Origin of the sequence: Bradyrhizobium sp. NBAIM14 (assembly GCF_020193895.1) — a bacterium.
Taxonomy (GTDB): domain Bacteria; phylum Pseudomonadota; class Alphaproteobacteria; order Rhizobiales; family Xanthobacteraceae; genus Bradyrhizobium; species Bradyrhizobium yuanmingense.
The window spans coordinates 42868-55161 of the sequence record NZ_JADYVQ010000023.1 but is presented as its reverse complement, the minus strand read 5'-3'; the positions used below and the strand labels follow the sequence as shown (position 1 = coordinate 55161).

The 12294-nt window shown below is 63.8% G+C and carries 13 protein-coding genes and 1 pseudogene; 4 read left to right on the top strand and 10 right to left on the bottom strand.

Features of this window, described 5'->3' with window-relative positions; translation table 11 throughout:
• Positions 1 to 19: 19 nt before the first annotated feature.
• Positions 20 to 1465 (top strand): sensor histidine kinase, encoded by a 1446-nt coding sequence (locus I6F28_RS32910; RefSeq protein WP_225130172.1) that lies wholly within the window; start codon positions 20 to 22, stop codon positions 1463 to 1465.
• Positions 1466 to 1889: 424 nt separating this feature from the next.
• Entirely contained in the window at positions 1890 to 3344 is a 1455-nt protein-coding gene (locus tag I6F28_RS32905; protein WP_225130174.1) for a lipopolysaccharide biosynthesis protein, read from the top strand.
• A gap of 123 nt (positions 3345 to 3467) precedes the next feature.
• Here the strand turns inward: I6F28_RS32905 and I6F28_RS32900 are convergent, their stop codons facing one another.
• Positions 3468 to 3761, bottom strand: coding sequence for a hypothetical protein (locus I6F28_RS32900; RefSeq protein ID WP_036024052.1), 294 nt, complete (start codon positions 3759 to 3761; stop codon positions 3468 to 3470).
• 203 nt (positions 3762 to 3964) lie between these two features.
• A complete protein-coding gene (locus I6F28_RS32895) occupies positions 3965 to 4651 on the bottom strand; it encodes a DNA-3-methyladenine glycosylase I (RefSeq protein WP_225130175.1) in 687 nt (228 codons plus the stop codon).
• Between the two features lie 208 nt (positions 4652 to 4859).
• On the opposite strand from I6F28_RS32895, the gene I6F28_RS32890 reads away from it, so the two are divergent.
• Positions 4860 to 5687 (top strand): metallophosphoesterase family protein, encoded by an 828-nt coding sequence (locus I6F28_RS32890; protein ID WP_225130178.1) that lies wholly within the window; start codon positions 4860 to 4862, stop codon positions 5685 to 5687.
• Here I6F28_RS32890 and I6F28_RS32885 read toward each other — a convergent pair.
• From I6F28_RS32885 to I6F28_RS32870, 4 genes are all read right to left on the bottom strand, one after another.
• Positions 5626 to 6111: a Crp/Fnr family transcriptional regulator gene (locus tag I6F28_RS32885; protein ID WP_225143019.1), complete on the bottom strand. Its 486-nt coding sequence runs from the start codon at positions 6109 to 6111 to the stop codon at positions 5626 to 5628. The two genes, I6F28_RS32890 and I6F28_RS32885, sit on opposite strands and share 62 nt — an antisense overlap.
• Positions 6112 to 6213: 102 nt before the next feature.
• A complete protein-coding gene (locus I6F28_RS32880; RefSeq protein ID WP_225130180.1) occupies positions 6214 to 6954 on the bottom strand; it encodes a di-trans,poly-cis-decaprenylcistransferase in 741 nt (246 codons plus the stop codon).
• A 30-nt stretch (positions 6955 to 6984) separates the two neighbouring features.
• Positions 6985 to 7359, bottom strand: coding sequence for a transcriptional regulator (locus I6F28_RS32875; RefSeq protein WP_025033235.1), 375 nt, complete (start codon positions 7357 to 7359; stop codon positions 6985 to 6987).
• Entirely contained in the window at positions 7346 to 7963 is a 618-nt protein-coding gene (locus I6F28_RS32870) for a hypothetical protein (protein WP_225130181.1), read from the bottom strand. The genes I6F28_RS32875 and I6F28_RS32870 overlap by 14 nt, the downstream gene beginning before the upstream one ends.
• A gap of 206 nt (positions 7964 to 8169) precedes the next feature.
• Between I6F28_RS32870 and I6F28_RS32865 the strand changes: the two genes are divergently transcribed.
• Entirely contained in the window at positions 8170 to 9417 is a 1248-nt protein-coding gene (locus I6F28_RS32865) for a S1C family serine protease (RefSeq protein WP_225143017.1), read from the top strand.
• Positions 9418 to 9583: 166 nt separating this feature from the next.
• Here the strand turns inward: I6F28_RS32865 and I6F28_RS32860 are convergent, their stop codons facing one another.
• The 4 genes and pseudogenes from I6F28_RS32860 to I6F28_RS32845 all read right to left on the bottom strand — a co-directional run bounded on the left by I6F28_RS32860 (position 9584) and on the right by I6F28_RS32845 (position 12259).
• Entirely contained in the window at positions 9584 to 10321 is a 738-nt protein-coding gene (locus tag I6F28_RS32860) for a DUF899 domain-containing protein (protein ID WP_225130185.1), read from the bottom strand.
• 17 nt (positions 10322 to 10338) lie between these two features.
• Positions 10339 to 10674 (bottom strand): annotated as a pseudogene (locus I6F28_RS32855) (SRPBCC family protein); the annotation flags it as partial.
• A gap of 8 nt (positions 10675 to 10682) precedes the next feature.
• Complete coding sequence (locus tag I6F28_RS32850; protein ID WP_225143014.1) at positions 10683 to 11198, bottom strand: ArsR/SmtB family transcription factor; 516 nt, start codon at positions 11196 to 11198, stop codon at positions 10683 to 10685.
• An 86-nt stretch (positions 11199 to 11284) separates the two neighbouring features.
• Positions 11285 to 12259 (bottom strand): Bug family tripartite tricarboxylate transporter substrate binding protein, encoded by a 975-nt coding sequence (locus I6F28_RS32845; RefSeq protein ID WP_036002523.1) that lies wholly within the window; start codon positions 12257 to 12259, stop codon positions 11285 to 11287.
• Positions 12260 to 12294: the final 35 nt, after the last annotated feature.

Here is a 12294-nt window from a genome sequence, read left to right as displayed (position 1 = left end):
TTTTCGCGATTGAGTTTGGATGCTTGCCTTATTGATACGCCTCGGACTGCGCTTCGAAGACCGCATCGAGGAACGCCGGTTTGTCGACCAATATGTCCGGGGCAGTCTCGGATGGACGCAGATCGCGATGCTGCTTGGCGCCGCCACCTATGCCAGCTACACGCTCTGGGATTGGGTGCTCTACCCCGAAGTCGTGCCGACCACGCTCGCAATCCGCGGTGGAACCGCCGTGGTCATCCTGCTCCCGCTGACGGCGCTGCTGTCGCGGCGCCGGATGAAGCCATGGGCGGAGACGATCTTTCTCATCTATTGCGTCATCCCGGGCTGCATTTTGCCGAGCATCTATCTCGTGCTTCCCTCGGGCTTCACCTTTGCCGCGCCCGGCATGATGATGATCATACTGTTCGTCTCGACCATGCTGCCCTTGCGGATCGGCTCGCTGGCGATCTTCTGCCTGCTGTCGTGGGTGGCGTTGCTGGTCGCCGAGACATTCGCGTCGACAATGCCGACCGGCCTGAGCTTCATCAACCATTCTCTCGTCGGCAACGCCTACGCATTGTCGCTCTACGCGGTGGCTGCGCGCGAGTACCGGGCGCGAAAGCAGTTCCGGACATCCGAGGCGCTGCAACAGGAAAAGGAACGCTCCGAGAAATCGTTGCGCGATCTGCGCGCGACCCAGGAGCATCTCGTGCAGGCGGAAAAGCTCGCCTCGCTCGGGCAATTGGTGGCAGGTGTCGCTCACGAGGTCAGCACCCCGCTCGGCCTCGCCTTGACGACGTCGACGGCCATGCAGGATGACCTGCAAACGATGAGTGATGCATTGGGCGGAGCATCGGTCCGGCGGTCCGATCTAACCAAGGGCATCGACCGGCTCAAGCAGGGGCTCAACCTGACCTTCGAAAATCTGCACCGCGCATCCGAAATGGTGCACAGCTTCAGGCAGGTCGCGGTCCATCAAGCCGATGAGGACCGGCGCAGTTTCGAGCTCAGGGATTGGCTATCGGAGTTGATGTCCCGGCTCGGGCCATTGCTGTCGCATCATGCCCTGACCGTGGAGGTACACTGCCCGGCGGGAATCAAGCTCAACAGCTATCCCGGAGCGCTTGCTCAGGTGATCAGCAATCTCGCCCTCAACACTGCAGCGCATGCGTATCCTGACAAGAGAGGCGGCCGGTTCGTGATCACGGTAAACCAACCGAATCCGAGATCAGTCCGCCTTGTCTGCGCTGATGAAGGCGTCGGAATCCCTGACCACCTGCAGGCGCACATCTTCGATCCATTCGTCACGACAAGTCGCGAGAAAGGCAATGCCGGTCTGGGACTGCACATCGCGTTCAATCTCGTCACCTCATCGCTCAACGGGCGCTTGCTGCTCGAGAGCAAGGCGAGTCCGGGAACTCAGATCGTCATCGAAATTCCCGTTGAAGAACACGTTGCAAGAGGACCGCGAAGACTAGAGGTTTGACACTATTGCGAGCGGTTCTGTGTCGATCTTCGAGGCACTGCCTGACGTGAAGCTGACAGACCAGCCTCTTTTTCGATTTCGACGCGCTGCTCTGAACAAGATGCACTCCATTGGCTGTTCGTTCGAGCGCGATCGACGTAAAGTTTTTTGCGAACGCAGTTTGGTCGCGCCATTCAATTGACACGTACTGACGGATAGTCGTCGGCGTTTCGCGACGCTGCTCACGCGCGATAGCCTCGATGTCTCTCTCGTGCGGTGGTCCGCGCATGAGGGCGTCCGGTTGATCGCACATGAATGAAGCGCCAATCGCATGAAATCGAAAAGATAAACTGTCGTTTGATTCACCGTCTTGCTTTCGAACTGCGCTTGAAATTTTCGTTGTTCGCCGCTCGAGGAGCTGATCGTGACTCAACTCAACATGCGCTTGTCCGAGGACGAGCAGTCCCGGAACGTACGGAAAGGTGCGCTCGCTGCGATCGTCACTCAGGTTGTGCGTGTAGCGACGCAGACCGGATCTGTGATCCTGCTCTCGCGCCTGCTGACGCCAGTCGACTTTGGTACTTATGCAATGGCTTCGCCGGTGCTCGCCTTCGCGGTGCTGTTCCAGGATCTCGGTCTTGGACACGCGACCGTGCAGAAGGACGAGTTGACGCACAACGAGCTGAGTGCGCTGTTCTGGGTGAACCTCTCGGTCGGCGCGCTACTGGCGGCCACACAGGTGGCGCTATCGCCGCTCGTTGCCAGGTTCTACAGCGCGCCAAATCTCGCCCCACTGACATCTGGTATGAGCGTCACGTTGCTGCTCAGCGGCGCTGACGTCCAGCATTTGTCGTTGCTGACGCGACAGATGAGATTCTGGACGCTGGCAGGCCTGGAGTCCGCGGCCGCACTGACTGGATTACTGACCTCTGCCGCGGTCGCGTACGTCTATCACAGCTATTGGGCCATTCTCGCCGGCAGCCTGACATCAGGTCTGGTGCTCGCGAGCGGCGCGTGGCTGAGTTCGGGATGGTTGCCGTCGAGGCCCGGCTCGATCAAGGCTGCACGCGACATGCTGAACTTCGGGCTCGGCGTGACCGGCTACAATCTTGCCGAATTCCTGTCCCGCAATACCGACGGGGTGTTGATCGGCAAGGTCTGGGGGGCTGCCTCGCTTGGCGCGTATAACCGCGCCTACCGGTTGCTGCTGTTTCCGCTTCAGCAAGTCAGCAATCCGATGGTGCGAATCATGCTGCCGACGCTGTCGGGCCTGCTGAAGGAGCCGGAGCGCTATCGGGATTCGTTCCGTCGCGCGGTGCTGCCGGCGCTCCTGCTCGTGTTGCCTGGCGTCGGCTTCATGATCGCGACCGCCGATACGCTGGTCGAAACCCTGCTCGGCGGCCAATGGAGCGAGGCTGCGCCGATCTTCGTCGCCCTCAGCATCGCCGGTCTGCTGCAGACCAGCAACAGCCCCGCCAACTGGCTTTTCCTCAGCCAGGGCCGCACCAAGGAATACATGCGCTGGGGCCTGTTCAATGTCTCAACATCGATTCTCGCTTTCATATGCGGGCTGCCGTTCGGACCAGTCGGCGTCGCCAGCGCATACTCGATCAGCGAGTGCGTGCGCACGCCCATCCTGTGGTGGCTGATTGGGCGACGCGGCCCGGTGCGTCATCGAGACCTCATGGAAGTGGTCGGGCCACATCTCGCCGGAGCCCTCGCTTCCGTGGTGACGGTGTCTCTGCTGCATCGCTGGCTGCTGGCGCGTTCGATCGGAGGGATCCCGGAATTGGCAGCCTGCTTCTGCCTTTCATATGCGGTTTCGCTCACGATCGTTGCGCTGTTTCCGGCCTGTCGCGGAGAAATGTGGCGCTACGCACAGAGCATTCGCGACAGATAATGCGACCGGCACCAGACCGTTCGCAAGACGGCGGAGCTGATCACCACGTCACCAGTCACGCCAAAGCCGCGCGCCACGGGAGTGCCGTGGCGCACGTGTCTCCAAAACGTCCCGTCGGGCTGCTCAATGCCTCACATGCTCGAACACCACGATCACGCCGGTCGGTTCGGGCTCATGCGCCATCAGGCGCGTCAGGTCGGAATCGCCCCAATCAGCGAGGCTGACGACCTCGCCGCTCTGGCGGTCGCTGCCGAGCGATCCCGTCGGCTCGAGCACCTTGAGGCCCATCTCGTCGACGAAGAAGGTGTGCTCGCCGAACATGCTGTTGAGCTGCGGCATCGCCGGATGTTCGTCGGGCAGCACCTGAGCGCCGAGCTGGTTGACGGTCTGCTTCACCTGTTCAGATGTGAGCTTCATGAGCTGCTCCGTTGTTGTATCCGGTTTCATCGAGCCAGGCGGGAGCGAGCATTCCCTGCGCCCTTATGCGCCTGGCTCAGAGTCCCGAACAGGTGCTGCGGACAAATGTTCCTGCGAAATGTATTTCGTGATCGCGGGGTTTCATCGGCCGCGTTCGCGGCACAAGATCGCCACAGGATGCACACGATCTATCGATCGACGCGCTACTCGCTGCTGTTCTCGCCGACCGACAGCGCGCAGATGCGTGACAAATATGTGTACGGCAGGTCGGACTCCTCGGCCCAGGCGTTGAACTGCGCCTGCACCTTGGCGAGATCGCCCTTCGACTTGACCTCCTCCGCGATGTCGAGACCGGCAGCGCGCAGGCAGGCCACGACGTCCTTCGACGTCACGAAACCGTCCCAGCCGACGAAGCGGAGCAGCATCTGGCCGGTGTTTCCGCCCAGCCGGCTGCCGCGTTTGTTGAGGAGGTCGAGCAGGCCGATCTCGTCGGAGGACGGCCATTTCGCCAGGAACTTGCCGAAGCTGCCGTGCTCCTTTGCGATCTCCTGCACGAAGGCGGCGTTGTCGCGCACCGACATGATCTTGGCACCGTTGCGCACGATGCGCGCGTCGCGCAGTAGGCCCTCCCAATAATCTTCGGGCTGGAACGTGAGCTTGGCGGGCTGGAAATGCAGGAAGGCCTGCTCAAAGCCGTCCCATTTGGAATCGATCACGCTCCAGGCAAAGCCGGCGCAGAACACCCGCTTGGTCATTTCGGCGAGGATACGATCGTCGCCGAGCTTGGCCAGCTGCTTGAGGTCCGGCTTGGCCGGCATCAACTTGTCCAGCGCCTTGGGCCCGCCCTTGCGCTTCTCGGCGCGGGCGCGAATGGTCTTGAAGGAGGTCATGTGAACACAGGTGTTGAGAGCAGGCCACGACACCAGAATTCGGCGATCCGGTCCAGCCCCGCATTGCCGCCCCTTGCGCCCTGCGACGGGACGCAGCATGCTGTCGCTCATTGGATTGATGCAAAGGGGCGGCCGGGCTGGTCTGCTTCTTGCTTTATGCCGTTTTTGGAATTCCCTGACATTTTGATCTCTGGCCGTCGGATTTTCCATGCGCTGCCTGGTCGTGGCCGACCTACACTATTCGCTGCCGCAGCTCGACTGGCTGGTCAGCGCGGCGCCGCAATTCGACCTCGTGATCTTCGCCGGCGACGCGCTCGACATCGGCTCGATGGTGGATTTCCGCGCCCAGATCGTGGTGGTGAAGAAGTATCTCGCGCTGCTGGCCGCGACGACCCGCGTGATCCTCTGCTCCGGCAATCACGATCTCGACGAGCGCAACGCCGAAGGTGAGAAGATTTCGCGCTGGATCTCGGAGGTGCGCGAGCTCGGCATCGCCTGCGACGGCGACGGCCTGACGGTCGGCGATACCCTGTTCACGGTGTGCCCATGGTGGGACGGACCCCAGGTCAAGCAACGCCTCATCGAGCAGTTGCGCGATGCCGCAGCCGTCAGGCCGCAGCGCTGGATCTGGGCGCATCATGCGCCGCCGGCGGATTCACCGACGAGCTGGGGCGGCAAGCGCTTCTTCGGCGACGTCGAGCTGGTGCAGTGGATCATGCAATACCAGCCGTCGATGGTGATCTCGGGCCATGTGCATCAATCGCCCTTCATCAGCAATGGATCGTGGTTCGACCGGCTGGGCCAGACCTGGGTCTTCAACACGGGCCTGCAACCCGGCCGTCCCCCAACCTGCATCGTGCTCGATCTCGATGCCGACAAGGCGTTCTGGCTGGCGGCCGGCGCGGCGCAATGGATCGACCTGAATGCGCCGTTGCGGCGGCCCGCCGCCCCCATCGAGGCGCCGCCCGACTGGCTCACATTCTTGGATCGGATTGCCGATCAGAGCCGGGCGAAACCTCAGCCGGCGGCAGGTTGATCATGCTCTGGAGCACTTCGCCGACCATGGCCAGATGCGTGCCGTGGCCGGCATATTGCCGCTTCAGATCGGCGAGGTAGGTGTTGGCGCCGTTGAGCCTCTGCGCCAGCATTTTTGCGATCAGCAGCGCCACGCCCGGCTCCCTCTCGAGGAACGCGGCGGCATCCTCGAATTCGTAGACGATGGCGTCGGAGCAGGCCCGTACCGTTGCGGTGTGCGGCTGGCCCAGCAGCACGGACATCTCACCCAGCACCGCGCCGGGCTCGGTGACGGTGGCGACCACCATCTCGGCCTTGAGCACCTCGAGCCTGCCTTGCATCAGCACGTAGAGATGGCCGGAGGTGCCCCCCTCGGCGACGATGATGGTGCCGGCGGCAAGCTGCCGCTCCGTTCCGCCGGTGCAGTAATCGAGGACTGCGCGCATGGTGCGAACGCTCCCGTCGCAGGGGTACACAACGCCGGAAGACTAGAGCACGATCCATGCCGGGCGGCAATCGGTGGGGGAGCCGGCGGGCGCCGAGGCGCCTCACACCTGCGAGAGCGAGGGCGCCTCTCCGGGCATAATGGCTTGCAGCCCGCCGAAGCGGCGCTCGCGGCCATGGAAGGCGGCGAGCGCCTCGGCAAGATCGCCCGCGTCGAATTCGGGCCACATCCGCTCGGTGAAGTACAGCTCGGCATAGGCGCCTTCCCAAAGCAGGAAGTCCGACAGCCGCTTCTCGCCGGAGGTGCGGATGATGAGGTCGACGTCGCGAAGGCCAGCCTCGCCTGTGACGAGCTGCGAGAAGGCTTCACGCGTCAGGCTGGTCAGCGCGGCCGCCTTGGCCGCGGCATTGAGGATGGCGTCGCGCGCGGAATAATCGACGGCGATGCGCACATGCAGCGCGCGGCCATCGGCGGTGGCCGCCTCGGCGCGCGCGATCGCGGCGGCGATGCCGTCGGGCAGGCGATCGCGGCGGCCGATGACGGAGAGGCGCACGCCGTTCTTGACGAGGCTCTGCACTTCGTTCGCGAGGTAGAAGCGCAGCAGGGTCATCAGCGCCGCGACCTCGGCCTTCGGCCGCCGCCAATTGTCGGTGGAGAAGGCGTAAAGCGTCAGCGTGCCGATGCCCTGCTTGGGCGCGGCCTCGACGATGCGGCGGATGGTCTCGACGCCGGCCTCGTGGCCGCGCACGCGCGACAGGCCGCGCCGCGTCGCCCATCGGCCGTTGCCGTCCATGATGATGCCGACATGAAGCTTCTCGTCGCGGGACGTGATGTCACTTTGCATTGCAAAGTCTCCGGTCAAAAAGGGGGGAGATCAGGTCGAGGCGATGCCGAGGCGGCCGAGCGGCGGCGCCTCGCGGCCGGCGGCCTTCGCCGCGTCGCGCACCAGCCGCTCGAGCACGGCGAGATAGTCGAGAAAGCGGCGGCGGCCGGCCTTGGTGAGGCGGCAGGTCGTGTGCGGGCGATTGCCCTCGTAGCCCTTGGTCACCTCGACGAGGCCGGCCTCCTGGAGCACGGCGAGGTGCCGGCTGAGATTGCCGTCGGTGAGGCCGCAGAGCTGCTTGAGATCGCCGAACGCCAGCCCCTTTGGATGCGCCATCAGCGAGGTCAGAAGCCCGAGCCTTGCCTTCTCGTGGATCACGCGGTCGAGCCCTTCATAGGAGAAGGGCGCGCTGTCAGTCTTCGACATCGTTGTCTCCGGACGCGAAATGCAGAATGGCCGCCATCAGCGATTGGCCGATCAGGAAAGGTAGGCCCATGGTCCATGGCGACAGCGTGTGGGTTCGGCTCGCGAGCACCACGACCGCGAAACCGGTCACGAAATACCAGGCGCCGGCGAGCGCCACCGTGCGCGGCAGCGAGCGGACCGAGGCAAAGATGCCGAGCGACACCAGGATCTGCCACAGGCCCGGCAGCAGCCACAGCGTCTCGCTCGCGAACTTCCACATCACCACCGCGAGCAGAACGCCGGCAACGCCCGCCGGCAGGAACTGCTCGACCGCCTGGTGGATCATCGCGTCGGCGAGGCCGGAATGATGGCGCCGCGACCGGGCGCGCATCTCGATGCCGATGATCAATCCAGACAGCGCGGCGGCGATGAACCAGCCGATGAAGAAAACGAGCGGCTCGCCGGTGGGATCATCCAACAACCAGAATTGCAGGACGGCGGTGATGAGCGCAACAGCACCGGTCGCCGCCATCGTCGCCGGGCCGTAACCGCGGAAAGCGGTGCCTGCCGCGATCTGGCTACGGATCGTCACGATGTCGGCCAGCGCCTTGTCGAGATCGCGCATCGGCAACGCCAAAACCTCGTTCCACCCCGGCTTTCGCGGGACACCGGTCCCGTTACTTTGTATTGCAAAGTATATGGCACTGCAAAGTAAATGCAAGCCCGAATTGTTGCGGTCAGCCGAACCGACTGGTGCGGACAACTGACGGTTGCGCCTCACCTGCCCTCGCGGATAAGATGGATGCGAGTGCGTTTGCCGGGGGCTGAGGTATGTGGTTGAGGTCGTTGGTCGTTGCGTTCGTGTTGCAGGTGAGTGTGTTCGGGGCGAACGCGGCGGGGCCGTTCGGCACCGTCAATGTCGGCAACTGGGCCGGCGGCGCATTCAGCAATGACGAGACGGGCGCGTTCTCCCATTGCGCGGCGACCGCACCTTACGCCAACGGCGTGAGTCTCTTCGTCGCGCAGAATGCGGCCGGCTCCTGGCTGCTGAGCTTTGCCAGCCCCAGCTTTCGCTTCAACAAGGGCGATACCGCGCCCATCGACTTCATCTTCGACGGCCAGGAGCAGGCGAGGTTGTTTGCGACCGCCGGCACCACCAATATGGTGACGACCATCCTGCCCCCCAACGTCGCTCGCACCTTCCAGAAGGCAAGCCTGATGGTGATCACGACCAACGGGAGCAAGCCACTCCAATTTGTGCTGACGTCGACGGCCCCCCTGATCGCGGCGCTGGCGAACTGCGTCACGCGGGTGAAGGCAGACGGGCTCAGCAAGGCCGGCGATTTCACCAAGGGTGCGGCCAAGCCGGCGGCGACGGCGGAGAAGCAGACGGCAGCGCCGGCCGGCGGCAAACCCGCCCGAGCCAGGAGCGGCAGCGGCTTCGTCGTCAGCGCGAGCGGGCACGTCGTCACCAACCATCATGTGATCGACGGCTGCGTCGGCGACGTCAGGGGCAATCTCACCGGCGAAGCCGCAATGGTGCTGCGCGTCGTCTCGAGCGACGCCAACAACGATCTCGCCCTGTTGCAGGCGCCGTCGACGACGACCTTCAAGGATTTTGCCCGGATCCGCGACCGCTCGATCCGCTCCGGCGATTCCGTGGTCGCGATCGGCTTTCCCTATCACGGCATCCTGACCTCGGACTTCAGCGTGACCACCGGCATCGTGAGCTCGCTCAGCGGCATGCGCAACGACTCGCGCTTCCTGCAAATCAGCGCACCCGTGCAGCCTGGCAACAGCGGCGGGCCGCTGTTCGACAACACGGGTCAGGTCGTGGGCGTGGTCACGGGCAAGATTCCAGCCTTGCGGATCGCGGTGGCGACCGGCAACATCCCTGAAAACATCAATTTCGCCATCAAGACCGGAGTGCTGCGCGATTTCCTCGACAATTCGATCGTGCCCTATCAGACCGCCGAGCCAAAGAGCGAGCTCAAGACCACCGACATCGCCACCAACGCCCGGCCGTACACGATGCTGATCTCGTGCAACGCGGCGGAGCAGGCGGAGGCGAAGCGGTAGCTATCGGGGCAAGGCACACCCTGCACCTCACCCGTAGCTGTCATTCCCCGCGAAGGCGGGGAATCCAGTACGCCGCGGCCTTTCGATTCATCACTGCCGTCTCGGAATACTGGATCGCCCGGTCTAGCCGGGCGACGACACCTTTGATGTGCGTCGAGCGCTCCCCTCACCCGTGGCAGCACGCCGCCTTCGCCGGCTGCGGCTCGTACTGGTCGCGCAGGCGCACCCAGTCCATCGGATAAGGCAGGCCTTCCTCGTGACGGCCGAGCGGGGTGAGATCGAGATATTGATATGCAGCGTTCATCATGTCGAGGCCGCGGGCGAAGCAGGAATAAGTGTGGAAGATCGCGCCGGCCTCGTCGCGGAAGAACACGCTGATGCCGGGCAGTTCGGGGCCGTAGAACGGCGTGGTCCCGAAATTGTACATCGGCTTGCCGGTCGCGACCTCTTCCTGTGAGAACGTCACGCCGTAATCGCGGTTGAAGTCGTTGCGGCCTGAGGAAACCCAGTCGAAGGTCCAGCCCATCCGCTTCTTGAAGGCTTCGAGCTTTGCGCTTGGCGCCAGCGAGACCGCAACCATGGCGGTGTCGCGCGCGGCCAAATGCGGCACCATGCGCTCGAACCCATCGGCCCAGAACGAACAGCTCTTGCAGGCCGCGTCCCAATCGGGTGCGAACATCACGTGCTGCACGATCAGCTGCGGCCGGCCCTTGAACAGATCGCCCAGGGACACAATGCCGTTCGCCCCTTCGAATGCGTACGCCTTGTCGACCTTGACCCAGGGGAGCCGGCGGCGCTCGTCGGCAAGCCGTTCGCGAGCCTGGGTCAATTCCTTCTCGTGGACCAGAAGGGCCTTGCGCGCGACGATCCATTGCTCGCGCGAAACGATCTGATGTTGCTGCATGGCGTTCTCCTTGGGGATCAGGCGACGAAAGCATCGAGCTTGTCGAAAATCGAGCTCCAGCCGCGCTGGTGGTTGTCGCGCGCGGTCTCGTCGAAGAACTGGGCGTGATGGAAGATCATCAAGGTGCCGGCAGCGTCCGGCTTCAGCGAGATCGTCACCAGCGACTCACGCTCCGGCGTCGAGTGCCAGGCCCAGGTGAAGACCAGAAGCTCGTTCAGCACCACCTCGCGATAGCGGCCGCCGGCCTCGAAGTATTCGCCGTCGTCCCCCGTGAAGCTGATGCGAAACCGGCCGCCGACGCGGACGTCGAGCTCGGCTTGAAGCGTCGCCGGCTTCATGTTCGGCGGCCCGAACCATTGCGCTAGCTGCGCGGCTTGCGTCCAGGCGGCGTAGACCTTTTGCGGCGGCGCGCGGAGCCGGCGCGTGAGCGTGAGGCTTGGTCGTTCTGCCGGGCGTTCGGCGGTGTTGGCGGCTGCGTTGGCCATGTCTCTTCCTCCACGAAGGCGGCAAGGCGATCAAGATTGTGGGACCAGAACTGCGCATAGCGATTGAGCCAGTTCATCGCCTGCTCCATCGGCTGCGCGGTCAGCCGGCAGGCGACCGTGCGCCCGGTCTTCTCGCGCACGATCAGCCCGGCATCGGTGAGCACATCGAGATGCTTCATGATCGCCGGCAGCGATACCGCAAACGGGGCCGCCAGCTCGCTCACCGACAGGCCGTCCTGCTCTCCGAGGCGCGCCAGCAAGGCACGACGCGTCGGGTCTGACAGCGCCGCAAAAGTCCGGTCCAGCGTCTCGTCGTGATACTTAACCATGTGGTTTAGTATAGACGCGAGCGCGACAACGTCAAGCCGGAAGGCGCAGGCGCGGATCCGCACGAGAGCGTGATCGGGTTGCTGGCAATGCAGCCAAGAAAAAAGCCCTGCCGAACGGCAGGGCTCTCTTCCTCGTCATAACGAATTTTCTACTCGACCTTCAGGCCGGCGAAGTCGACGACCTTCTTCCACTTTTCGGTCTCGGCCTTGATCTCCTCGCCGAACGCCTCGGGCGTCTGCACCCGCGGCTCGCCGCCGAGCTCGACCAGGCGCTTGGCCATGTCGGGCTCCTTGAGCACCGCGTTGACCTCGGCGTTGAGCTTGGCGATGATTTCCTTCGGCGTGTTCTTCGGCGCGCCCATGCCGAACAACGCGCTCGCCTCATAGCCCTTGACGGTGTCGGCGATCGGCTGCACGTCGGGCAGCTGCGGCGAGCGTTCCGTGGTGGTGACGCCGATCGCGCGCAGGCTGCCGGAGCGGATGTGCTGAATGATCGAGGGCATGTTGTCGAAGATCACCTGCACCTGGCCGGCGAGCATGTCAGTGATCGCGGGCGCGGCGCCGCGATAGGGCACGTGCTGCATCTTGCAGCCGGTCATGGCCATGAACATCTCGCCGGACAGATGCACCGAGGTGCCGTTGCCGGACGAGGCCATGTTCACCTTGCCGGGATTGGCCTTCACGTACTCGATGAACTCGGCGACGTTCTTGGCCGGCACGTCCTTGTTGACGGTCATCACGTTCGGAACGCGCTGGAACGAGGCGACCGGCGCGATATCGTTCACGAAGTTGAACTTGAGATTCTTGTAGAGCGAGGCGTTGATGTAGTTGGCCGGGTTGACCAGCTGCAGCGTGTAGCCGTCGGGCTCGGCATTGATGACCGATTCGGTCGCGATGTTGTTCCCGGCGCCGGGCTTGTTCTCGACCACGAATTGCTGGCCGAGCTTTTCCGACAGGCGCTGGCCGATCAGCCGTGCCAGGATGTCCGTGGCGCCGCCCGGCGGATAGCCCACCACCCATTTCACCGGACGGGCCGGATAATCGGCGGCAAGGGCCTTCGACAGCGGGGTGGCTGCAAGCGGACTGGCGGCGAGCAGGCCCAGCGCGGTACGGCGAGTGATCATCTCAAGGGTTCTCCCAGTGTTGTTCTTGAAGTCGG